This window comes from Dyadobacter sp. SG02, from assembly GCF_900109045.1.
In the GTDB taxonomy this organism is placed as follows: Bacteria; Bacteroidota; Bacteroidia; order Cytophagales; family Spirosomataceae; genus Dyadobacter.
This window is the reverse complement of the sequence record NZ_FNYL01000004.1, coordinates 398,961-420,700: the sequence shown is the minus strand read 5'-3', so window position 1 is coordinate 420,700 and position 21,740 is coordinate 398,961. Positions and strand designations below refer to the sequence as shown.

Sequence of the window (21,740 nt, the reverse complement as noted above, 5' to 3'; positions counted from 1 at the left end):
TTCAATACTGCACCCTCCCGGATAATACTTTTTTAATACGCCCGTTTAATAGGTACGCGTAATTGCCACCCCTAAATAGCTTACTTTTGCTATCGCGTTTTTGAATTCGTTATGATTCCCAAAACTTATTGTTTTATCTATCGTCTTTGAAAAAAGGTCAGGGTTAAATATTGCCACACTTATGAGAATAACACTACTATCCTTCTCTTTCTTCTTTCTGCTATTTTCGCCGATAATTTCACGTGCTCAGGGTTTATGTAGCATCGGTGGCGGGGGATTTACAATTAACACCACTGAAGGTTGTGCGCCGCTTTACGTCGAATTTAAAAGCACGGTCTCGAATGCAAGTTTTGTGGGTTACGATGTGGCCTATAACGGGAGTCTGACGCCGAACGTTGTAAGAAACAGAGTAAGCTATACCTATCCGGTCGCAGCGACTGGAACGATATTGCAGTACGGTGTGACGACCAGCGGGGCCGAGTTTTCGTCTTGCAAGTTTATCAGAATATATGAGTCCAGAACTATTACTTCTCAATATTCATCCTGCGGAGGCGGAAAGGTTGTTATGGTACTCAATGAAGACGTCATCATGAAAGCTTATGATGAGGTTGAGATAAAATGGGGCGACGGAGAAACTACTACCTGGCAAAAAGGAAATTCCCTGACACTGGAGCACAATTATGCAAATGTCGCAACAAGTCCAACGGTAGCGATCACGGGAGTTTACACAGGCGGAAAGGCCTGTAGTAGAGGTGTTACCATTAATGTGCCGATCAAGTTTGAACGTCCTCAACTCAACGAAATCCAGATGAGCGCCGTTGAAATGCGCAATGACGGGACGATCAGACTTACTTATAAAGGTGTGGCCGGTATCCCGACCAACATCCAGTACAGTTCCGACGGCTCAACTTATGTTACATCGGGGCGGCGTGTGAGCGGAGGAACGCAACCTTATGAGATTAAGGGAATGAATACAGGCCAGATTTACAAAGTTCGGCTTTCGTCGGAGGATCTCTGCGCCGGTAGTACTGAAACCCTGCCTATCAGCACGATGACGTTGTCTGGCAACACGACCGACGGTGCGAACACACTGAAATGGAGCCAGTATCCCGAAGCGTCGCAATTTGACGGTTATGACCTTCTGCGCGACGGAACTGTAATCAAAAGTTTCACAGGCATCGGCGAAACTACTTATACCGATACAGACGTAGAATGTGGTACTTTCTCCGAATATCAGATTGTCGCCAGGTTGAAAACCGCCACTTCCACCTCTGCGGCGGTGGGTATCAAGGTCGAAACCGGTACAGCAAAACCACTAAACGGAGGTTCGGTTTCAGTGTTGGATGCGAGTAGCGTTGTAATCAAAGCTGATGTGCCCGGAGCGGGTCCGAATACATCCTATGAGCTGTCTATCGAACGCGCCGAAGCGGGCGCGACGCTGTTTAAAAAGATTATTACGCTTTATAACGAGAGCGAATACATCGATAACTCTGCCAAAACCAGCGAGTTGTCTTATTGCTACCGGATGAGTTACGAAAACTCCTGCGGCCAGAAAGTGCCTGTATCGGAACCTATTTGTACGATACTTCTAAGTAAAAACCTTACAACGCTCAACTGGACGGGCAATAGTCCGATCCTCGGCGGTGTCGAGGAATACACCGTCGTTCAGACGGGATCGGCGGGGTCTTCCGAGGATATCCCCGTGCAAAAAAATACCAGCTACACTGTGAAGCTGAACAATCAGAGCGATCTCGAATATAACTTTCTGGTGAGGGCTGTTTCGCTGGACGGCAACTTCGAGAGCTTGTCGAACATTATCAACTACCGCCGGAATGCGGGCGTTTTCGTGCCTGATGCATTTACTCCGAACGGAGATGGCTTCAACGACATGCTGGAAGCGAAATCGGAGCAGTTGCAGTCATTCAATATGTCGGTCATGAACCGTTGGGGAGTGGTTGTTTTCCATTCCGATGATATTGCCAAGGGTTGGGACGGAACGTTCGAAGGTACCAGCGCGCCTGTGGGTTATTACTATTACAAGATGACTTTCGTCGACGACATCAATCAAACTGTTGAAAAAAGCGGTACTTTTATGCTTTTACGGTGAGGAACTATTTCCGTAAAATAAGTTTTTACAAGTCTTAAACTTAATAAGTACAGCTATGTTTGGAAATATGGCGGACATGATGGGCCTCATGGGCAAAATGAAGGACCTTCAGTCGCGTATGAAAGAGGCACAGGACCAGCTTGTTTACATTACCGAAACCGCGGAATCGGGTGGTGGAATGGTGAAGGCGACCGTCGACGGAAAAAGAAAGCTGCTCAGCCTGGATATTGATAAGGACCTCATCAATGCCGACGATAGGGAAATGCTGCAAGACCTCATTGTCGCTGCTGTGAATAAAGCCAATGAGAATATCGAATCCAAAATTCAACAACATCTGCAAAAGGTAACGGATGGGGTGCTTCCCAATATTCCAGGGCTGGATTTGGGCGGTTTTATGAAATAACCGAATACCAATGACTCCCTCTGTTGCGATTGTAATCCTGAATTATAACGGTCAGCATTATCTCGAAAAATTCCTTCCAAAAGTCATCGAGTATTCCGGCAGCCATGCTATCTGGATTGCCGATAACGCTTCAACAGACCATTCGCTCGAATGGCTGAATACGCATTATCCGGAGCTTAATACGCTCGTTATCAATGAAAACAAGGGTTATGCGGGAGGCTATAACGATGCGCTGCGCCGCATTCAGGCTGATTATTACATTCTGCTTAATTCCGACATCGAGGTGACCGAAAACTGGATCGCCCCGGTGATCGCATTCATGGAGTCGGACCCCCTCATTGCGGCCTGCCAACCCAAAATTCGCGCTTACGACCTGCCTACACACTTCGAGTACGCGGGCGCGGCCGGCGGGTATATGGATTACCTCGGTTATCCCTTCTGCCGCGGGCGTATTTTCGACACCCGGGAGGAAGACCTCGGCCAGTACGATGATGAAAAAGATGTATTCTGGGCCACGGGCGCCTGCCTGTTTGTAAAATCGTCGGCATTTCACGCGGCGTCGGGCTTCGACGAATCGTTTTTTGCGCATATGGAGGAGATCGACCTTTGCTGGCGGCTGCTGAATATGCGCTACCGCATTACCTATTGCGGCAAGTCGACGGTTTACCACGTCGGCGGCGGTACGCTCCACAAATCCAATCCGAAGAAGACATTTCTGAATTACCGCAACAACCTGATCATGCTCTATAAAAACCTGCCCAAAGGCCGCAGGTGGAAAACGGTGCTCATCAGGCTGGTACTCGACGGTATTTCGAGTGTGCGGTTTATGGCTACGGGCGCCTGGCCCGACGTTTTGGCCATCGTAAGGGCGCATTTTGCGTTTTACGGCATGATCCCCGAATTAACACGCAAAATCCCGCGGACCCGGTACCGGGCACCGCTTTATTACAGAAGTGTTGTTTGGGAGTATTTTGTGCTTGGGAAGCACAAATTCGAAAAACTTACCGGCATCGAACCGATCAAAGCTCCCAGATTGTAGGGCTGTTATGTTTGCGCCAATGCTGGTGCAACTCCATCCAGAAAGCCAGTACAAGGTACAGGATAATGGGCGACCCGAAGGTCATAAAAGTGGCGTAAATGAAGTATTTCCGGATGCTGCTCGCCGGGAAATTGAGCTTTTCACCCAGTTCCGCACAAACGCCAAATATTTGGTTCTCAACGAAATACCTAAACTTGTTCATACCTGTTTTTCGATAATTGCCTCATAATTAGCGATTTTCGCCCGAAAACGCAATTCTGCCGTGTGAAATTTGCTTTAAATAAGCCAAAAAGGCAAAATACCGCTTGCTCGTTAAATTTTCAAATTCTTTAATCAAATAAATTGTTTTACAAACAATTTTTGTTTCTTTGTGATTGAAGATTTTGTAAGTACTTCATTATAATCAAGATGTCTTCGGGAAAATTTCCAAAATTTCTTTTGCTAATGCGTTGAGCCTCCCTCAATTATTTGGTAGAGCCATTTCGACTTTTAACTGAAACGCCTACATATCTTCTGTATTTTCACCTTATTTCAATTTTTTTATTTCAACTATTATGCCAACAGGTACTGTAAAATTTTTCAATGAAGCTAAGGGATACGGCTTCATCGTGGAAGACGACACAAAAAAGGACATTTTTGTCCATGTGACAGGATTGGGAGGACTTACTATCCGTGAAAATGACCAAGTAGAGTACGAAGTCGTTGAAGGAAAAAAAGGACTTAACGCTGTGCAGGTAAAAAAGATATAACTGTATTTTTTTTGCAAGAGAAATTAAAAATGCCGCTCATCAGCGGCATTTTTAATTTATAACCTTATTCCACCCAGGACTTTACATCGTCCAGAAGCGGCATTTTTTCGTCTATCTTGAGCTTCTTCCGCATTCCTCCCAGATCGTTGAAAATTTTGTTCGCATTTGCACTTTTCAGCTGTTCGATCGTCAGGATATTCATCTTCTGCAAGGCCGGTACCCATACCGCAGGCACGCCCGCAGTGATGTAATCAGCCTCTTTCGCGATCTCCGCTTTCTTTTCCGGGCGCATTTGCGGGAAGAAAATCACTTCCTGAATGCTCGCATTGTCGGTAAGCAGCATTGTAAGGCGGTCGATACCGATACCGATACCCGCGGTTGGCGGCATACCGTATTCCAAAGAGCGGATGAAGTCGTCGTCCATCTCCATCGCCTCGTCGTCGCCCTTTTCTTTCAGGCGAAGCTGATCTTCGAAACGCTCTTTTTGTTCGATCGGGTCATTCAACTCGGAATAGGCATTCGCTACTTCGCGACCGTTTACAAACAGCTCGAAACGCTCCACCATGCCTTTTTTGGTACGGTGCTTCTTGGTCAGAGGCGACATTTCAACCGGATGGTCGATAATGAAAGTGGGCTGGATGATATTAGACTCCACTTTCTCTCCGAAAATCTCGTCGATCAGCTTGCCTTTGCCCATGCTCTCATTCACTTCCATTCCCCACGCACGGCATTGTTCGCGGATCGCTACTTCGTCGAGCGTTTCCACATCGAGGCCGGTATATTGTTTGATCGCGTCGGTAATGCTCAATCTTGGGTAAGGCCCCGCAAAATCCAGCTCTACATCCCCGAATTTCGCTTTGGTAGTGCCATTCACGGCGAGCGCCACTTTTTCGAGCAATTCCTCGGTCATATTCATCATCCAGAGGTAATCCTTGTAAGCCACGTAAAGCTCTACGGTCGTGAACTCCGGGTTGTGGGTACGGTCCATTCCTTCATTACGGAATAGTTTACCAAATTCATAAACCCCTTCAAAACCACCTACAATGAGACGTTTCAAATGCAGTTCCGTCGCGATACGCAGGTACAGGCCCAGGTCGAGCGCATTGTGGTGTGTCGTGAACGGGCGTGCGGCTGCGCCCCCGTGAATAGATTGCAATACGGGCGTTTCTACTTCCAGCCAGCTGTTCGAATCGAAATACGAACGCATGGTGGTAATGATGCGGGCACGTTTGATGAATATATCGCGCACTTCCGGGTTCACGATCAGGTCCACGTAACGCTGGCGGTAACGCAGTTCGGGATCGGTAAAACCGTCGTGTACATTGCCGTCCTCGTCGCGTTTCACCACCGGCAGCGGGCGGAGGGATTTGTTCAGTATCTTGAATTCCTGCACGTGCACGGAGATTTCACCGGTTTGCGTGGTGAAAACAAAACCCGTAACGGCTATAATGTCGCCAATATCAAGTAGCTTTTTGAAAACCGTGTTGTACAACGTCTTGTCTTCGCCCGGGCAAAGATCGTCGCGGCGGAAGTACAGCTGGATACGCCCCGTGGCATCCTGAAACTCGGCAAATGCGGCACTTCCCATAATGCGGAAGCCCATCAGCCGGCCGGCCATCGTCACGTGTTTATAGTCGATCTTGTTGTTTTCGTAGTTTTTAAGAATGTCGGCCGCATAGGCATTTACGACAAATTCTTCCGCAGGATAAGGCTCAATGCCCATTCGCATGAGTTCCTCGCGTTTTTGACGGCGCAGTATTTCCTGTTCGCTCAGTAGCATCTTACAGCAATGGATTGGTAAATGGAATCAGGTATTCCAAAAGAGAGCGCAAAACTAGTACATTTTGTCCTGAATAGCGAGTAACATGGCCGGTAAGATACTGTAACGGCCGGTGAGACATTATTTCTGGCACGCTATTAATGTCTTCCTTATATTGTAGATCGGAGCGAACTGTTCCTCTTTCATCAACAGCGCTAAACCTCTTCGTTTCATGTTTCAAAAAGCCTTAAAAATCATTGGTATCGTTGCTTTGGTCGGCGCTGTACTCTTCGGGGCTGTGGAACTCTGGGTTTACAAAAACAGGGAAAAGTTATTCAGAAAGGCGCAGGACCAGATCAATGAAAATCTTAACGGCAATCTTGAAATAGGGGATTTTAAATTCAGGCCGTTCTACGGCGGATTTGGACTGAACTTTACATTATACAACGTAAAGCTGACCGATACCCTCTATAACGTTCACCATAAACCGTTTCTTCAAGCGGACAGAATCCACGTCGCGCTCGATCTCCAACGCATATTTTCAGGGGATGTGCAGGTCAAAAACCTGGTTCTCGAAGATGGCGGCCTCAAAATGTTCGTCCAGAAGGATGGTTATTCCAATGCATCGATTTTCAAAACCGGCGATCAGAAAAAAGACAAGTCGCAAAAAAAGAGCCCCGACGATATTATTGGGAAACTCGGCAATGTCCGTTTCGTAAACTTCGCGATGGCCTATTCCGATTCGGTGAAAGAGAAATATTATGGAGCGCTATTCCACGACGCTACGAATATCATCGAGCGCACCGACTCCAGCACGAATGCCACCCTCACCGGCGAGGTACTGTTCAATGGATTGACATTCAAAGTAGATAAAGGGAGTTTTCTGAAAAATCAGGAAACAACGCTTGCATTGGCTTTTGGTTATGACGATGAGGAAAAAAAGCTGAAAATTTATCCTTCCATTCTCGAAAGTGCCACCCATAACAAAATAGGGATCAACGGCGTGTTCGATTTTTCGGATACTATTAAGGTATTCCATCTCAATTTTGAAGCGAAAGGTATTGCTGTAAAAGACGCAATACCGTTACTGAACGATCGGCTGCAAAAACAGATCGATTCGATCGGCATCCAGACGAATGTGGATACGCAGGTCAAAGTGGCTGGGATATTAGGCCGGCCAGGGCTCAAACCGCAGGTGGACGTGCATTTCGAAACGGATACTTTCCGCTACAACCTTCCGGTAGGGGTTTTGCGCAAAATGAAAGCTTCCGGCACATTCACCAACCGCGCCGACACGACCAAACTGGCCGACGTATTCAATTCCAGGCTGATCGCGCCGAAAATCACCGGTTTTTTTGAGACTATTCCATTCGCATTCAAGCTGGTGGTCAACAACTTCCGTAACCCGCGGGCGGATATCGACGGGCGCATCGAAGCCGATTCCACCAATATGGGCGCATTGCTCGATCCCGGACGTTACCGGTTCAAAAACGGCTCGGCGCGCATCGACTTTCATTTCAGCGGGAATCTCAGAAAGTTCTATAATCCCGCCAAAGACAATTTTGATGGCAAAGTATCCGGCAGGATTTCGCTTAAAAACATTGCCATGGACTACCTCCCGCAAAAGGTAAGGGTCAGCAAAATCAACGGCGATCTTACATTCAATGAAAAAGTGATGGTACTTCCTAACCTCCGGTTTTACGATGGGCAGAATATGCTGCATGTGCGCGGGACGCTGTTGGACCTCATTCCTTACCTCTTTGGTTCGCCCAAGCCGTTGCGTGCTAATGTGGATATTAACATTCCCGACTGGCAACTCAACTGGCTCGAAACATTACTCGCAGCGAGGGGCAATGGTAGGCCCAAGCCCAAAAACTCGCTCAGGCTCTCCGAATTGCTCGATAATGCTATCGATAAGATGGAGATTGTGGCGAAACTGGATGCGAGAAGGCTACGGTACCGGCATTTTACGGGCAGGGATGTGAAAGGCCGGTTCACGATCAGCAACAACGCGGTGCGCATCGAATACTTCACGCTAAAAGCATTTGGCGCCGGAAATGTCAGGATATCGGGCGAAATGGATAATGCAGGTTCGGGAAAATTGCCCCATATGGCTGTCCGCGGAAAAATCGCGAATGCCGATGTGCATTCCGTTTTTTACTCTTTCGACGATTTTGGCCAAAAAACATTGACTCACCAGAACCTGAAAGGCATTCTCAATACCGACTTTAATTTTGAATCAACACTGAACAACAATGTGAAACTGGTGCCGTCGAGTATGAAAGGCTTGCTGAGGATTGATCTGACGAACGGCTATATCATTAATTTCGAGCCGTTTATGAAAATGAAAAAGCTGATTTTCAAAAGGCGGAACTTCGAACGCGTCAAATTCGCGCCGATCCGTAACGATTTCAAGCTGACCGGACAGGAGGTGGAAATCGCGCCCATGGAAATCGAATCCAATGTGCTGACGCTCTATCTCGACGGTATTTACAGTTTTGGAAATAAAACGGATATCAATATCCAAATCCCGCTCAGCAACCTCAAAAAGCGTGACTCGACTTACGTGCTGGATCCCAATAATCCCGAAAAGAAAGAGGGCTCGAAGATATTCCTGAGGGCTGTCGATGAGAATGGAGAGGTCAATATCAAGCTCGCCTTCCGGAGAAAAAAGAAGGATAAATCGAAAGACGAGGATTCCGAGGTCAAAAAGCTGGAAGATATCGAGCGGTGACGGTTATTCCCGCTCGTTGCTGAACATATAGCCCACGCCCTTCAAAGTTTTGATATAGCTGTCGCCCAGCTTCTCGCGCAACTTGCGGATGTGTACGTCAACGGTTCTTTCGAGTACATAAATATCGGCTCCCCAGATCTTTTGCAAGAGTTCGTCGCGGCTGAAAACCTTATTGGGCGTTTGCGCCAGGAAGAAGAGTAATTCAAATTCCTTCTTAGGCAACACAGTCGATTTTTCACCGCCTTGCGTTACCGTATAGTTCTTCCGGTTGATCGACAGGTCAAGAATCTCGATCGTATCACCCGATTCCGCTTTTTGCGCTTCGCGGCGGAATAATGCGTTGATACGGCTCATCAATGCACGCGGCTTGATAGGCTTGGTAATATAGTCGTCGGCACCCACTTCAAACGCGGCGACTTCCGAATATTCCTCGGAACGGGCCGTCAGAAAGAGAATGTAGGTGTTTTTGATGTCGGGGTTCTGGCGTAAGATTCTGCCAGTTTCGATGCCGTCGAGTTGGGGCATCATGATATCGAGGAGGATGAGATCGGGCACGAATGCCTTGGCAATGTCGATGGCTTTCTTACCGTTGGAAGCAGTTAATACCGAATAGCCTTCCTTGGTTAAATTATATTCCAGCAATTCAACTATATCGGAATCGTCGTCAACTACCAGTACTTTCGGAGCCGAATTTGCAGATTTAGCAGTGCTCATTGTTTTGTTTGTTAAAACGCGATTCGAAATTAGCAGATGTGATGTTCACATTATATGAACAAATCTATTGTTAACACAAACATAACATCAGCGAAAAGTAGTTCGATAGACTCCACCTTGCTCGTTGGTAATCAGCATATCGGTATTGTTCAAAAATGCAATGGCCTCTGTTTGCTTCCTTGAAAAGCGGAAACAGCCCTTTGGTTTACTGAAATCGATGTTATCCCCGGCTGTTTCGAACAGCAGTACTTTCCCATAAGTCAGCAGGGCGAATGTTTTACCGTCCGGGCTGATGGCGGCCGAGGTAACCTGTGCATTAATGCGGATGCTGTCGGAAGCCGCGATGGTATGGTCGCCGGTTTCCGCGGGCAGGCGGTACATTTTCACCCATTTGTCTTTGCCCCAGTTTTTTGAAAAAAGATATAAACTTCCCCGGTGATAAAAAAAGGACTCGCAATCGGGCGGAGTGCGCTGGTAGCGAAAGGTAATGCGTTCGCTGGCATTGCGTTCCGGGTCGAAACGGTAAATGTCGAATGCACTGCGGTGTGAAGTGTTATTCCCGAAATCGCCGACGTAAATATTGCCTTTATCGTCCCGCGTCAGGTCTTCCCAATCGATATTTTTGGAGTTGGGAACGGCTTTTGTATCGAGGAGTTTGCCGCTAAGGTCGAACAGGTAGAGTTCCGGTTTGCCCCCGCTGTCGTTGTGCGTCCAGAACGTACCTGGCTGCTTTCCATTAGCCAGTCCCGAACTTTCCGACGCCACCGCCGGAAGCTTTCCAATTTTGCTATTTTTGTAATGTGCTTTAACTTTCTTAAAATCATTGGTTCTGTGATCGGGCTGACAGGTACAGAACACCGTTTTGACCGCTAACCACAGATATATCAACTTGTTCATGAATTCAACGTTGCGTCCTCTTCCGGACAAAGATAGGGAAACCCCTGTGTACTTAAAGCTAGCCAGTTCGCTTGTAGCGCTCATTGCGACGGTGTATATTCTCTACATCCTCCGCGAAACGATCATCCCGCTGGCGTTCTCGATATTGCTGGCAATCCTGCTGCACCCCGTATGTGCATGGCTGGAAGTGCGGAGAGTACCGCGGATAGGCGCCATTCTGTTGAGCATTCTTGCATTATTTACGGTGATTGTAATCCTGGTTTACGTCGTTTCAATGCAAATAGGCAGCTTCGCCGAAGAGCTTCCGCGCATTACCGAAAAAGCTGAGGCAATCCTCGACGAGACGCTCACCATGGGCGAACGTTACCTGAATATCAGCCGTACGCAGCAGGTAAGCGAAGCCAAAAAGTACCTGATCAATGCATTGAGCGAAGGCCGCGCGGTGCTGCTCAACACGCTGGTAACCACTACCGGGGCTATTTCCACATTTATACTGATCCCGCTCTACATATTCTTCTTTCTCCTCTACCGCGATTTTTTCAGGATGTTTGTCCACAAAGCCATCCGCAGCGTACCGAACGAGGATTTGAATGTGTTGTTGAAAAAAATCTATGAGGTAATCCAGAGCTACCTCTCCGGCCTGTTCCTGGTAATCCTGATCGTAGGCGTGCTCAACAGCATTGGTTTGCTGTTCCTGGGTGTTCCGCATGCGATATTCTTCGGTTTTCTGGCTGGTTTCCTGATATTGATCCCCTACATCGGCATCCTGATCGGCTCGATATTGCCCGCCTTGCTGAGCATTGTCACGATGGATTCGCCCTGGTATGCGCTGGGGGTGATAGGAGTAATGAGCTTTGTGCAGTTTCTGGAAGGCAATTTTATCACACCGCACATTGTAGGCTCGAAGGTGAGTGTCAATCCATTAGCGGCCATTGTGGCATTGTTCCTCGGCGGCCAGCTGTGGGGCCTCTCCGGTTTGATCCTCGCACTGCCGGTTACCGCCATCCTGAAAGTTATCATGGACAGTGTCCCGAGCCTCGAACCTTACGGTTTCCTCTTGGGCGAGCCTGTACACGAAGTAGCGGAAGAAAAGGCCGATCTGGCCAGAGAGCAGGCTGCTGCCGTCAAGGAGTTTAAGAAAAAACCTTATCGTCGGCACCGCAACAGGCCGAAGAAAAGGCCCGAAGGAGACGTTCCTCCCGCTCCGGCTGTGTAAAACGCCTGGTTATTTTTTCACAACCACTTTTTCCACACTGACACCCACGCTGATGATAAACGGCAGCGGGTTCTGGCGCATGGATTGTGAAATCGTAAATGTGTAAGTCCCTGACCGTGGGAAGCGGTAGTTTTTCAGGAAAGGGATTTTATGGTCGAATAAATCGCCCAGACCGTTGCCATATGGTTTGCCTGTGATTTCATTGGAAATAAAAACTTCTTCCAGTGTATTGGAAATCACTTTTCCGTCCGGCCCGGCGAAGTTGCGGGTGATGTAGAGGTTGTAGTAAGGATATTGCAATGCATTTCTCAAAACATAATACAAATTGTAAGCCTGCGTGGTGTCCGTGATCTCGACCTTGAACGAAGGCTTATTTTTAATATACCAGAGTCCGTCATCAATGTCCTCGTGGGCTTTGTAGACGACATTTTTATCACAACCTGATAAAAGGGATACAAAAAATACGACGACAGCCAGCCGGATGAACTTCATGAAAGACTCTGATATGTTGAAATGCAAAAGTACCTGTTTATCGATTTTATAAACTGGTTTGCTCCGTAAAATAACGGTTCAGCCATGAATTGGACGCGGAAGTCTTCCATCCATTCATCCATTGGGCCTTCGTGGCCACCTGGTTGTCAAAAATCGTAGTCGTAGGCTGAATCGTTTCCTGAATGATCGCCTGCTTGATTTTCGGCACCGGGATCGTCTGCACGTGACCATTGTCATCAAGGTAAGCCAACGAGCGGTCGAAAAAATCGATGTTCATCCGCTGCCCGATTTCCTGCAACCAATGCACCGATTTGTCGATAGAGCAGCCGCTCGGCAACTCGTCGCGTTCGTCCACGGCGATCACGATGAAACGGTGTTCGAATATTTTTCCTGAGGCGGTGAGTGGTTTGCCGTGCGCTTCCCAGGTGTCGAGGGAGGCTTTGAGCGTTTCGGTGATAATGCCTGTTTCTGAAGGCGTCAGCTCCCTGTTGGCCTGATAAACCCAGACGCGGGCTTGAAAATCGATATCACTAAAAGGGATGTACATGACTTAAAAGGGTTAATTGCCGGTGAAACGGTTTACTGTATTGGTACCTTAAAACAACCGTGCTAGCGGCTTAGTTCTCGCAACAACCGGTTACAAACCTTTTGCCTGCGCGATCAGCTCGGCAAGGTCGTACACTTTCACCGACTGCTCTTTTTCTTTGTTTTTAACGCCGTCGGTCATCATTACCATACAAAACGGGCAAGCCACGGCAATCGTATCGGCGCCCGTCTGCAAGGCTTCTTCGATCCGCTCGATGTTCACGTCTTTTTTGCCGGGCTCGGGTTCTTTGAACATTTGTCCGCCGCCTGCGCCGCAACACAAGCCTTTGGTGCGGCAGCGCTTCATCTCGACCAGATCTGCATCCAGCGCTTCCAGTACATGCCTGGGCGCTTCGTACACGTCGTTCGCCCGGCCAAGGTAGCACGAATCGTGAAAAGTGATTTTCTTTCCCTTAAATACCTCGCCCCCCTGCAAACGCACGCGGCCCGCGTCGATCAGCTGTTGAAGGTATTCCGAATGATGCAGTACTTCATAATTTCCGCCCAATGCAGGGTATTCGTTTTTAAGTGTATTAAAACAATGGGGGCAGGCCGTGACGATTTTCCTGACATTATACATATCCAAAACCTGGATATTCGACATCGCGAGCATCTGGAATGTAAACTCGTTGCCCGCCCGGCGCGCGGGATCGCCCGTGCAGCTCTCCTCCGTGCCAAGCACCGCGAATTTCACCCCGGCGCTGTTGAGTATTTTTACAAAAGCGACCGTCACCTTCTTGTACCGGTCGTCGAACGACCCGGCGCATCCTACCCAGAACAAAACTTCGGGCGTCTCGTTATTCGCCGCCATTTCGGCCATGGTAGGCACCCGGTATGCGAGCTCACTCATATTTGTAATGCTTTTATGACTCTGTTGAATTCTTTTCCAGGCCCTGGACCCAGTTGAACCGATCGCCGGGAGAAAATTTCCATGGTGCCTGGTTAGTATCGAGGTTCTGGAACATCATATTCCATGAACCCGGCGCATGCGCTTCGTCCATGACCTTATGCCTGCGCAATTGCAGGATAATATCGAGCGGGTTAATCAACACCGGGCACTCCTGCACGCACGCATTGCACGTGGTACACGCGAGGATTTCTTCTTCCAGAATGTAGTCGCCAAGCAGGCTTTTGCTATCCGGTACAAATTCGCCCTTATTAGCTGACATATTGCGCCCCACATCTTCCAGCCTGTCGCGCGTGTCCATCATGATCTTCCTCGGCGACAATTTTTTACCGGTAATATTAGCCGGACAAGCGGCTGTGCATCGCCCGCATTCGGTGCACGAATATGCGTCCATCAGATTTTTCCAGCTCAGATCCGCCACATCCTTCGCACCGAACCGCTCCGGTACTGCCGCATCGCCCGCTTGTGTTTCGAGTCCCAGCATGATTTTTACTTCCTGGGTAATCTCGGGCATATTCTTCATTTCGCCCTTCGGTTCCAGACGGGAGAAATAGGTATTCGGGAACGCCAGGGCAATGTGCAAATGCTTCGAATAAGTGAGGTAGAGGGCAAAAACGAAAATACCCATGATGTGAACCCACCACGCAATGCGCTCGTACGCGATTAATGCCCCCTCGTTCCATCCTGCGAAGAGTGGTTTCATCCACTGGCTGATCAGAAAATCGCCCGCGGGCGGGTAATGCGCGCTGCCGAGGTTTTGTAGTGCGCTGTCGGCGGCGTTCATGCTGAGGATCGTCAGCATCAATACGATTTCAAAAACAAGGATCAGCTTGCCGTCCAGCTGCGGCCAGCCGTTCATTTCACGGTGGCGCGATGGCTGGAATCGTTCCACTTTCAGAAGGCTTCGCCGGATGAAGAAAATGGAGCAGGAAATGAGTACGCCTAATGCCAGCAGCTCAAAAAAGCCGATCAGAACACCGTAAAAAGAGCCTAATGGGCCGGCAAATATCCGATGCGTACCCAAAATGCCGTCCAGTATGATTTCCAGTACTTCAATATTGATCAGTATAAACCCTGCATAAACGGCGAAATGCAGGAAGCCGATCAGCGGGCGATCGAACATCTTTTTCTGCCCGAAAGCGACCCGCAGCATTATTGACAACCGTTTGCCCGGCTGGTCGGTGCGGTCCTCATCCTTCCCGAGCCGGATCGTTTTACCGATAATACCGACCCGCTGGAATATCAGCCAGGCCGTCGCGCCGAGAGCGGCTATAAAGATGATTTGCTGTATGATCGCCATAGCGAAATAGGGCTGTTTTGGTATGCTTGCATACTAACAAGGTATGATAAAAATGCATTTCGGCGCAAATGGATCGGGTATAAATTAATATGTTCAGGAATTAAATAAAAGATAATCAGCACAATACAAATTTGTAAAAAACTATTTGAGAAATATTTGATCTAAAAATTTGCAAAGCCAAAACAGACATCTATTTTTGCAGTCCCAAAAGGTACCAACTGAAACGGTGATGTAGCTCAGTCGGTAGAGCAATAGACTGAAAATCTATGTGTCGGCGGTTCGATTCCGTCCATCACCACCCAAAATGCATTACGCCTTGATAGTTTAACTGTCAAGGCTTTTTTGTTTTTCTGCGCCGCAGCCTGGAAATTACCGCTAAATAAGCTCTTCTGATTTATAACCACGACGGCTTTTTTCTTTTTAGGTTAACCACTAATTTACCTCCGGCCTGATCAGCGCCTCCCTCTCAGAAAATTCACCGGCCATTTGGTGCCGCATTCGTTTCCGTTAGTTGATTTCCCGAGCAGTTTTCCGAGTGGGAGTCGTTCGGGCAATCCGCATTCCTAAACTTCATCAGGCTAATACCATGCATTATTCCAGGGAGCAACTGATCGTGCTTTTTACGTACCTGCCCGTGCTTGTGGCGGCGTGGATGGCTTTAAGGAGGTACCGCGGGGCCGATCGGTCTGTGAAACTGTTGTGCTGGCTGATCTTCTTTGCATTGCTCATCGAGAGTATTTCGCGCATTTTCTGGTTTTTTAAAGTATCCAACCTATTTCTCTGGCCGATTTATATCACGGTCGAATTCGTATTGCTGACCTGGATGTACAGTCTGGTGCTCGATCAGAAGTGGTTGACGATCTTTCGTGGCTGGATGCTGGCAACGTTTACGGCCATCGTACTGGTGCGTGAATTGGGGCAGCAGGGGCAGTCGGTGTGGATCGATAATGCGGGACGGTCGATGGAAAGTGTGGTCGTGATCTTTTTCGCACTGTCGTATTTCTATAAAGTTTTTCAGGAATTGAAAGTGCAAAACCTGCTGCTTGAGCCTTTCTTCTGGGTGTCGGCAGGGTTACTGCTGTTCTTTTCGGGGAACTTCCTGATTTTCATATTTATGAACTTCATTTTGCTGTATTCCAAAAATCTGAACGACCAGATCTGGGTGATCCACGCGCTGATGAATTATATGCTGTACATTACTTACGCGATCGCATTATGGGTAGGCCGGGGGAAATAGAGTTTGCGCAGCTGCTGTTCGGCGGGATCGGCATTATGGTGATGATGGCGCTCTCGATCGTCATTTTTGTGTTGCTTTATCAGCGGAAGCTGCATTTCCAGCAAAGTCGGCTGCACCAAATGGAGATGGTGCATCAGAAGAAGATCCTCGAATCGATCGTGGCCTCGCAGGAGAATGAGCGGGAGCGCATCGCGCGCGACCTGCACGATGAGGTGGGGGCGTCGTTATCGGCCGTCCGTTTGTTTGTAAACCAGATACAATACGAAAAGTCAGCAGAGGAAATGAAGGGCCTGGCAGCGCGTTCAGGACAGATTATCGGGGATGTGGTGAAGGACGTACGGCAGATCGCGCATAACCTGTCGCCGGTGATTATCGAAAATTTCGGCTTCGCGGGCGCCGTCAAAATATTGCTGCGCCGGATGGAAGATGCCGGAATGGAAATCCGTTGCGCGATCGAGGACCCGGCAGAGTTGCTCTCGTCGTATCAACAACTGATTTTGTACCGCATTATCCAGGAGGTGATCGGGAACGTGGTCAAGCATGCCGAAGCGAGTGAAATTACCTTCGATCTCCACCGTAGCGGCTCACAACTGAGCCTCCTCATGAGCGATAACGGCAAGGGGTTCGATATGCTTTCCGGTCGAAAGGGGGCCGGGATGGGAATGAGCACGATCCGCACCCGCACCGACTTGTTGGGTGCAAAACTCGAACTGAATTCCGCTCCGGGTGAAGGCACCCGATTTAAAATTGAAATGCCCGTTTAACATTTTCTCAACGATCCAATTGAAACCGGTAAAAATAGCGATAGCGGACGATCACAAGCTGTTCCGTCAGGGATTAGGCCAGATTCTGTCCCGGAATGAAGATTACCTGGTAGTTCTGGAAGCCGCATCTGGCGAGGAATTGCTGGAAGAAATAGGAGGCGCCTCGCCAGACGTGGTGCTGCTGGATCTTTTTATGAAAGGTATGGATGGAAAAGAAGTAGCCGGTGTCCTTCTAAAACAGTACCCGAACTTAAAGATCATCATTCTTTCCATGAACTACTCCCCCGAGCACATATTGCAGCTCATGCGCGTAGGCGTGCACGGCTATCTGCCCAAGGACATCGACCAGGGCATTCTGAGCGAAGCTATCGAGCAAGTAGTGACGAAAGGATATTATATCAACGACGACATTGCGCAGGTAATGCGACAGGGATTGCAGGCGGGGGACATTAAGCCTGCCCGCAGCAAAGTGGCCATTCCCTCGCTCAATGTAGGCCTTACCGACCGTGAAATGGAGGTGTTGGCGCTTATTTGCAAGGGATACAACACTGCGAAAATCGCGGAGGAGCTGTTTATCAGCTACCGAACGGTGGAAGGACACCGTAAAAACCTGCTGGAAAAAACCGGCGCCAGCAATTCGGTAAGCCTGGCGATCTTTGCTGTGAAATATCAATTGCTCGATTTTTAGACTGGTTATCAGTGTTAAATGCGGGCAAATACGCGTAGGTCTGTAATGCGGTCGCGGTAGGTCTCAAGGAATTCACAAAAGCGAGCGGTCTGTTCCTCCTGATAGTTCAGGTCAGCCATTTGGTCATATTCTTCGATATAAACATCCTTGAAATCGGTGATCACGTAGCGCAGGCTTCGGATACCCTTCGTGCGTAATGCGGGTAGGTAAAAGTTTTGGTGGCTTTTGGCGAAGCTGCCTTCGCGGTAATTTCCGGTGGTTTTGATATCCACGGCCAGCATCTTTCCAATCACATCCACGTACCCGTAAATGAGGCTGTCGTTCAGCTGATACTCGCAGTAAACCTGCGTTTTCAGCATCGGACGCGGCAGGTACGAGCGCACTTTCGAGAGGATTTCCGGGTCAAATGTTTCTTCACCAATGCCTTTAATCACCGCATCTTCGAACGATACACCGCGAAACTGAGCTTCCGTTTGCGGCACGGGTACGCGGTTAATGCGGTCGAGGAGTTCCTGCTCGCTAATGTAGCCACGTTCAAACCGGTCGAAACAGCTTAGCAGCGAAGGGTAAAGTTTGTATTTAACAGTGGTAGAAATCATTATTTAACAATGTTAACAGGCATTCAATTTTTCTTTTTGCCGAAATGATATTGCAATGATACCGCGATGAAACTGAATGCATCGTTCGGCGTGTCGCTGTAAGATTCGCTTTCTTCGGGGTTAATCAGCCGCCTTCCCGAGGTAGCGTCCAGCTTGTCGGTCCGCACGAAATAGAAGCGGTATTCAAATGCAATTTTCAATTTTTCTAACAAAGCATAATCCACGGAAGTGCCGAGCGGCAATATTCCTTCCCTTGTTTTTTTGATACCTTTCGGTCCTTTTGGCGGTCCCCAACGCAAAAAAAGCGGGTTTCGGGCACTTTGCTGGCTGTTGGTAAAGCGCAATAATTGATTGTTGTCCAGGTCGAAAGCATTGGCGCTGAACCAGATTTGGCCTAGTCCCGCCAAGACCGAAATGTGCGCCGGGCCGGGTTCTCTTTCGCTGAACTGCTCCGTAAGATCCCATTTTACGAGGCATTCCACACTATTGTATTCATTTGCAAACCAGGAGTTAAAAAAGGACCTTTTCTCGCCGCCAATGCTTCCCGCATTGTAATCGCACCGAATGGCAAATTGTTTGTTAAGCGACCTCCCAATGCCTATTCCGGCGATTCCGTGCATCGCCTGGGCATTCAATTCGCCGTAGAACTGCGTGAGGCCGCACCGCAGGCTCAGAAAATAGGGGTTGGTCGTGCGGCGATCGTAATTTTTCTTGTTACTGATGCCGTTCGGCGAGCGGTAACGGACAGGCTGCGCGAAGGTTATGCCGGCAAGGGCGCAGGTGGTAAGGAGCAAAATGTAACGCATGGCTGGAAATGATCGATACGGAATGTTTGTTCAACCATTGATACGTACGCTTTTCATTTTGGTCACCTTTTGTAGAACCAATAAGATACCGGCCCGCCGTGTGATAACCGTAAATATCTGTTAGTTTTGCTTGTAGTTGAAAAATACAGTACAAAGATGAGTGTAGTACCCTATAAAGATAAAGAAGGGACCAAGCGGGAGCAGGTGGCCGAGATGTTCGACAACATTTCGCCGAAATATGACTTGCTGAACCACGTCCTGAGTGGCGGTGTAGATATATATTGGCGCAAAAGGGCCATCAAACTGCTCAAAAAGCAACAACCGAAGGTTATTCTCGACATCGCGACCGGTACCGGCGACTTCGCGATCGAGGCGCTTGCCTTGAAGCCCGAGAAGATCATCGGCGTCGATATTTCGGAAGGAATGCTGGCGGTGGGCCGGGAGAAAATCGCGAAACTGGGCAAGCAGGACGTGATTACCCTCCAAAGCGGCGACTCGGAAAGTTTGGCTTTTGCAAACAATTATTTTGACGCGATTATCGTTTCGTTTGGAGTACGCAATTTTCAGAATTTGCTGGCCGGACTGACAGAGATGAACCGCGTGATGAAGCCGGGCGGAACGTGTGTGGTGGTGGAGTTTTCGAAGCCTAAAAGCTTCCCGTTCAAGCAGATTTACAATTTTTATTTCAAATATATATTGCCAATAATAGGGAAAACGGTCTCGAAAGACAGCGCGGCATACACCTATCTGCCCGAGTCGGTACAGGCCTTTCCGGATGGGGAAGCTTTTCTTGATATTTATAAAAAAGCAGGTTTCATAAATACCAAATGCATATCACTTACCTTCGGGATCTGTTCAATTTACGTCGGACACAAGTAATCATCGGCATCCTTGCGTTGCTCATGGCGGCGCAGGAGGCCCAATCTCAGGGCATCGGTTACCGTCGGAAGCACCTCGAATATTACGACGATAAGCCGATCCATTACGGTATTCTTTTCGCAGTCCCGTTCACGCGGTTCAATATCAAGCATAGCAACGACTTTGTGGCCAAGGATTCGGCATTTTTGGTCCAGTCGCCCACCAATGCGGCATTTCGCATGGGATTTACCATTAATGCCTACCTGAACGAGCATTTCGACCTGCGCACAACGCCTGCGGTTTCGCTTTATGAACGGCATGTCAAATTCAGTTATCCCAACGGCACCGACCGTACGGAAAAGCGCGAGTCGACATGGATAGAAGTGCCGCTCTTGCTAAAATACAAATCGTTACGCAGGGTCAACTCGCGCATGTACATGCTCGCGGGCGTGACGCTCGGGATCGAGACGAACGTCAAGCGCAACCGGGGTGGTGGGGCGAATGCGCTCGACACGAAGTCGAGCGACTTCTCCATCGATTACGGCATTGGCTACGAACAGTTCTTCGAGTTCTTCAAATTCGCGCCGGAGCTTCGTTTTTCGCACGGATTGACCAATATGCTCGTCCCCGGGAAAAATTCCGTAGGCAATGGGATCAGCCGCATGCGCACCCACACGGTAACGCTCTATTTGAATTTCGAATAGCGAATACTGGTTTTCAGGCGGTTAAAAAATATTTTAAATTTTTTTTCAAGAATATTTGCAGAGTTCAATTTAGTCGCACATATTTGCACTCCCAAACGACGGGAAAACAAAGGAAAACAAAAAGGGAGTTTAGCTCAGTTGGTTCAGAGCATCTGCCTTACAAGCAGAGGGTCGGGGGTTCGAATCCCTCAACTCCCACAAAAAGCATCGAGCAATCGATGCTTTTTCGTTTTTGTCCATAGCATCTGCCTGCGCGACGTTCGCTTACAAGCAGAGGGTCGGGGTGGTCGGCCATCGCCGCGGTCCGCCGCGCGGTTCGAATCCCTCAACTCAACCAATTATAAATCTTCCAAGTATCAGCATCTATTCCACAAAGGAGCAGCCTGAAATTCGCGTTACCTTGTTACCATAATTTTCAACTAATCAATTAAGGCTATGAAAGCATTATTGCTGCTGGCATTAATGGGCGGGTTTGCGTCCTGCAACGCGAAAGATCAGCCGGTAACAAATGATATGATTATGCAACAGGAGGACATTCTTAAACTGGTTACGCGAAACGATACCGAGGGCGTAGAAAAAGCGCTTGACAAAGGCGCTAGTGTAAATACAAGGAATGCAAAAGGACAGTCTTTGCTCTTGCTCGCTACCATCAACAGACACGCAGAAATGGCAAGGCTACTTACCGAAAAAGGCGCAGACGTGAATTTGCAGGACGACATCCACGACAGCCCGTTTCTTTATGCCGGCGCAACCGGACAAGCGGAATTGGTTAAACTCTTTCTTACCCACGGCGCCCGGTTCGATGTGTTTAATCGATACAACGGCACTGCATTGATTCCTGCCTGTGAGCGCGGGCATGTGGAAACTGTAAAAGTATTGGCTGGTACCAAAGGATTTCCGATCAATCACGTAAATCGTTTGGGATGGACGGCCCTGATGGAGGCTATTGTCTTAGGTGATGGAAGCAAAAAGTATCAGGAATTTGTACAGCTGCTGAAAGACGGCGATGCGGATCTCGGAATTCCCGATCATGACGGTATTACGCCTTTGCAACATGCCAAAAGCCGTGGCTTTGTGGAAATAGCAAAAATACTTTCGAAGTAGACTTCCCTCACTACAATATATAATTTTATTCTATATTTTGTTTTCTATAATAAAGTGGTTACAATTGTTAATCAACTA

The 21,740-nt window shown here is 48.4% G+C and carries 22 protein-coding genes and 2 tRNA genes; 14 read left to right on the top strand and 10 right to left on the bottom strand.

What is annotated here, in order from left to right; translation table 11 throughout:
* Positions 1-181: 181 nt before the first annotated feature.
* Genes BMW93_RS11890 through BMW93_RS11880 form a run of 3 tightly spaced genes read left to right on the top strand, consistent with a single transcriptional unit; the run spans position 182 to position 3,549 of the window.
* Complete coding sequence (locus tag BMW93_RS11890; RefSeq protein WP_090375703.1) at positions 182-2,107, top strand: gliding motility-associated C-terminal domain-containing protein; 1,926 nt, start codon at positions 182-184, stop codon at positions 2,105-2,107.
* 55 nt (positions 2,108-2,162) lie between these two features.
* Entirely contained in the window at positions 2,163-2,510 is a 348-nt protein-coding gene (locus BMW93_RS11885; RefSeq protein ID WP_177194070.1) for a YbaB/EbfC family nucleoid-associated protein, read from the top strand.
* Positions 2,511-2,520: 10 nt separating this feature from the next.
* Positions 2,521-3,549, top strand: coding sequence for a glycosyltransferase family 2 protein (locus BMW93_RS11880; RefSeq protein ID WP_090375700.1), 1,029 nt, complete (start codon positions 2,521-2,523; stop codon positions 3,547-3,549).
* Here the strand turns inward: BMW93_RS11880 and BMW93_RS11875 are convergent.
* Positions 3,530-3,751 carry a PspC domain-containing protein gene (locus BMW93_RS11875; RefSeq protein ID WP_090154774.1) on the bottom strand — a complete coding sequence of 74 codons (222 nt, stop codon included), beginning with the start codon at positions 3,749-3,751 and terminating at the stop codon, positions 3,530-3,532. The genes BMW93_RS11880 and BMW93_RS11875 overlap by 20 nt on opposite strands.
* Positions 3,752-4,103: 352 nt before the next feature.
* Here BMW93_RS11875 and BMW93_RS11870 point away from each other — a divergent pair, with 352 nt between their 5' ends.
* Positions 4,104-4,298: a cold-shock protein gene (locus tag BMW93_RS11870; RefSeq protein ID WP_015813455.1), complete on the top strand. Its 195-nt coding sequence runs from the start codon at positions 4,104-4,106 to the stop codon at positions 4,296-4,298.
* Between the two features lie 64 nt (positions 4,299-4,362).
* Here BMW93_RS11870 and lysS read toward each other — a convergent pair whose 3' ends face one another.
* Complete coding sequence (gene lysS / locus BMW93_RS11865; RefSeq protein ID WP_090375697.1) at positions 4,363-6,078, bottom strand: lysine--tRNA ligase; 1,716 nt, start codon at positions 6,076-6,078, stop codon at positions 4,363-4,365.
* Positions 6,079-6,289: 211 nt separating this feature from the next.
* On the opposite strand from lysS, the gene BMW93_RS11860 reads away from it, so the two are divergent.
* Complete coding sequence (locus tag BMW93_RS11860) at positions 6,290-8,791, top strand: AsmA-like C-terminal region-containing protein (protein WP_090375694.1); 2,502 nt, start codon at positions 6,290-6,292, stop codon at positions 8,789-8,791.
* Between the two features lie 3 nt (positions 8,792-8,794).
* On the opposite strand, the gene BMW93_RS11855 is transcribed toward BMW93_RS11860, so the two are convergent.
* The gene (locus BMW93_RS11855) at positions 8,795-9,505 is read right to left on the bottom strand and encodes a response regulator transcription factor (protein ID WP_090375691.1); all 711 of its coding nucleotides are present in this window, start codon (positions 9,503-9,505) and stop codon (positions 8,795-8,797) included.
* Between the two features lie 87 nt (positions 9,506-9,592).
* The gene (locus tag BMW93_RS11850; RefSeq protein ID WP_090375688.1) at positions 9,593-10,402 is read right to left on the bottom strand and encodes a hypothetical protein; all 810 of its coding nucleotides are present in this window, start codon (positions 10,400-10,402) and stop codon (positions 9,593-9,595) included.
* On the opposite strand from BMW93_RS11850, the gene BMW93_RS11845 reads away from it, so the two are divergent.
* Positions 10,401-11,618, top strand: coding sequence for an AI-2E family transporter (locus BMW93_RS11845; RefSeq protein ID WP_229240380.1), 1,218 nt, complete (start codon positions 10,401-10,403; stop codon positions 11,616-11,618). The two genes, BMW93_RS11850 and BMW93_RS11845, sit on opposite strands and share 2 nt — an antisense overlap.
* A 9-nt stretch (positions 11,619-11,627) precedes the next feature.
* Here the strand turns inward: BMW93_RS11845 and BMW93_RS11840 are convergent, their stop codons facing one another.
* The 4 genes from BMW93_RS11840 to BMW93_RS11825 form a co-directional block, all read right to left on the bottom strand.
* A complete protein-coding gene (locus BMW93_RS11840; RefSeq protein ID WP_090375684.1) occupies positions 11,628-12,110 on the bottom strand; it encodes a gliding motility lipoprotein GldH in 483 nt (160 codons plus the stop codon).
* A gap of 46 nt (positions 12,111-12,156) precedes the next feature.
* Positions 12,157-12,657, bottom strand: coding sequence for a hypothetical protein (locus BMW93_RS11835; protein WP_090375682.1), 501 nt, complete (start codon positions 12,655-12,657; stop codon positions 12,157-12,159).
* Between the two features lie 90 nt (positions 12,658-12,747).
* Positions 12,748-13,545, bottom strand: coding sequence for a (Fe-S)-binding protein (locus BMW93_RS11830; RefSeq protein ID WP_090375680.1), 798 nt, complete (start codon positions 13,543-13,545; stop codon positions 12,748-12,750).
* Between the two features lie 13 nt (positions 13,546-13,558).
* Positions 13,559-14,902 (bottom strand): (Fe-S)-binding protein, encoded by a 1,344-nt coding sequence (locus BMW93_RS11825; protein ID WP_090375678.1) that lies wholly within the window; start codon positions 14,900-14,902, stop codon positions 13,559-13,561.
* Positions 14,903-15,127: 225 nt separating this feature from the next.
* On the opposite strand from BMW93_RS11825, the gene BMW93_RS11820 reads away from it, so the two are divergent.
* From BMW93_RS11820 to BMW93_RS11805, 4 genes are all read left to right on the top strand, one after another.
* A tRNA-Phe gene (locus tag BMW93_RS11820) sits at positions 15,128-15,200 on the top strand.
* Positions 15,201-15,488: 288 nt separating this feature from the next.
* Complete coding sequence (locus BMW93_RS11815) at positions 15,489-16,139, top strand: hypothetical protein (protein ID WP_090375675.1); 651 nt, start codon at positions 15,489-15,491, stop codon at positions 16,137-16,139.
* A complete protein-coding gene (locus BMW93_RS11810) occupies positions 16,118-16,903 on the top strand; it encodes a sensor histidine kinase (RefSeq protein WP_090375672.1) in 786 nt (261 codons plus the stop codon). Before BMW93_RS11815 ends, BMW93_RS11810 begins: the two co-directional genes overlap by 22 nt.
* A 19-nt stretch (positions 16,904-16,922) precedes the next feature.
* The gene (locus BMW93_RS11805; protein ID WP_143061640.1) at positions 16,923-17,591 is read left to right on the top strand and encodes a response regulator transcription factor; all 669 of its coding nucleotides are present in this window, start codon (positions 16,923-16,925) and stop codon (positions 17,589-17,591) included.
* Positions 17,592-17,605: 14 nt separating this feature from the next.
* Here BMW93_RS11805 and BMW93_RS11800 read toward each other — a convergent pair whose 3' ends face one another.
* Together BMW93_RS11800 and BMW93_RS11795 are read right to left on the bottom strand one after the other, a co-directional pair.
* On the bottom strand, positions 17,606-18,190 hold the full coding sequence (locus tag BMW93_RS11800) for a hypothetical protein (RefSeq protein WP_090375664.1): 585 nt from the start codon (positions 18,188-18,190) through the stop codon (positions 17,606-17,608).
* Between the two features lie 23 nt (positions 18,191-18,213).
* On the bottom strand, positions 18,214-18,996 hold the full coding sequence (locus tag BMW93_RS11795) for a hypothetical protein (RefSeq protein WP_090375662.1): 783 nt from the start codon (positions 18,994-18,996) through the stop codon (positions 18,214-18,216).
* A gap of 156 nt (positions 18,997-19,152) precedes the next feature.
* Between BMW93_RS11795 and ubiE the strand changes: the two genes are divergently transcribed.
* The 4 genes from ubiE to BMW93_RS11775 all read left to right on the top strand — a co-directional run bounded on the left by ubiE (position 19,153) and on the right by BMW93_RS11775 (position 21,662).
* A complete protein-coding gene (ubiE, locus tag BMW93_RS11790) occupies positions 19,153-19,875 on the top strand; it encodes a bifunctional demethylmenaquinone methyltransferase/2-methoxy-6-polyprenyl-1,4-benzoquinol methylase UbiE (protein ID WP_090156021.1) in 723 nt (240 codons plus the stop codon).
* 23 nt (positions 19,876-19,898) lie between these two features.
* Positions 19,899-20,558, top strand: a complete 660-nt coding sequence (locus tag BMW93_RS11785; RefSeq protein ID WP_090375659.1) for a porin family protein — start codon at positions 19,899-19,901, stop codon at positions 20,556-20,558.
* A gap of 123 nt (positions 20,559-20,681) precedes the next feature.
* Positions 20,682-20,756 (top strand) — tRNA-Val (locus BMW93_RS11780).
* Between the two features lie 237 nt (positions 20,757-20,993).
* On the top strand, positions 20,994-21,662 hold the full coding sequence (locus BMW93_RS11775) for an ankyrin repeat domain-containing protein (protein WP_090375656.1): 669 nt from the start codon (positions 20,994-20,996) through the stop codon (positions 21,660-21,662).
* The last annotated feature ends 78 nt before the right edge of the window (positions 21,663-21,740 follow it).

Excerpts from the sequence above, each read along its gene's own strand:
- BMW93_RS11870 (WP_015813455.1), top strand. The coding sequence starts at position 4,104 with ATGCCAACAGGTACTGTAAAATTTTTCAATGAAGCTAAGGGATACGGC.
- BMW93_RS11845 (WP_229240380.1), top strand. The coding sequence starts at position 10,401 with ATGAATTCAACGTTGCGTCCTCTTCCGGACAAAGATAGGGAAACCCCT.
- BMW93_RS11860 (WP_090375694.1), top strand. The coding sequence starts at position 6,290 with ATGTTTCAAAAAGCCTTAAAAATCATTGGTATCGTTGCTTTGGTCGGC.
- BMW93_RS11795 (WP_090375662.1), bottom strand. The coding sequence starts at position 18,996 with ATGCGTTACATTTTGCTCCTTACCACCTGCGCCCTTGCCGGCATAACC.
- BMW93_RS11810 (WP_090375672.1), top strand. The coding sequence starts at position 16,118 with ATGGGTAGGCCGGGGGAAATAGAGTTTGCGCAGCTGCTGTTCGGCGGG.
- ubiE (WP_090156021.1), top strand. The coding sequence starts at position 19,153 with ATGAGTGTAGTACCCTATAAAGATAAAGAAGGGACCAAGCGGGAGCAG.
- BMW93_RS11855 (WP_090375691.1), bottom strand. The coding sequence starts at position 9,505 with ATGAGCACTGCTAAATCTGCAAATTCGGCTCCGAAAGTACTGGTAGTT.
- BMW93_RS11875 (WP_090154774.1), bottom strand. The coding sequence starts at position 3,751 with ATGAACAAGTTTAGGTATTTCGTTGAGAACCAAATATTTGGCGTTTGT.
- BMW93_RS11840 (WP_090375684.1), bottom strand. The coding sequence starts at position 12,110 with ATGAAGTTCATCCGGCTGGCTGTCGTCGTATTTTTTGTATCCCTTTTA.
- lysS (WP_090375697.1), bottom strand. The coding sequence starts at position 6,078 with ATGCTACTGAGCGAACAGGAAATACTGCGCCGTCAAAAACGCGAGGAA.
- BMW93_RS11885 (WP_177194070.1), top strand. The coding sequence starts at position 2,163 with ATGTTTGGAAATATGGCGGACATGATGGGCCTCATGGGCAAAATGAAG.
- BMW93_RS11815 (WP_090375675.1), top strand. The coding sequence starts at position 15,489 with ATGCATTATTCCAGGGAGCAACTGATCGTGCTTTTTACGTACCTGCCC.
- BMW93_RS11835 (WP_090375682.1), bottom strand. The coding sequence starts at position 12,657 with ATGTACATCCCTTTTAGTGATATCGATTTTCAAGCCCGCGTCTGGGTT.
- BMW93_RS11785 (WP_090375659.1), top strand. The coding sequence starts at position 19,899 with ATGGCGGCGCAGGAGGCCCAATCTCAGGGCATCGGTTACCGTCGGAAG.
- BMW93_RS11825 (WP_090375678.1), bottom strand. The coding sequence starts at position 14,902 with ATGGCGATCATACAGCAAATCATCTTTATAGCCGCTCTCGGCGCGACG.
- BMW93_RS11850 (WP_090375688.1), bottom strand. The coding sequence starts at position 10,402 with ATGAACAAGTTGATATATCTGTGGTTAGCGGTCAAAACGGTGTTCTGT.
- BMW93_RS11800 (WP_090375664.1), bottom strand. The coding sequence starts at position 18,190 with ATGATTTCTACCACTGTTAAATACAAACTTTACCCTTCGCTGCTAAGC.
- BMW93_RS11830 (WP_090375680.1), bottom strand. The coding sequence starts at position 13,545 with ATGAGTGAGCTCGCATACCGGGTGCCTACCATGGCCGAAATGGCGGCG.
- BMW93_RS11775 (WP_090375656.1), top strand. The coding sequence starts at position 20,994 with ATGAAAGCATTATTGCTGCTGGCATTAATGGGCGGGTTTGCGTCCTGC.
- BMW93_RS11880 (WP_090375700.1), top strand. The coding sequence starts at position 2,521 with ATGACTCCCTCTGTTGCGATTGTAATCCTGAATTATAACGGTCAGCAT.
- BMW93_RS11890 (WP_090375703.1), top strand. The coding sequence starts at position 182 with ATGAGAATAACACTACTATCCTTCTCTTTCTTCTTTCTGCTATTTTCG.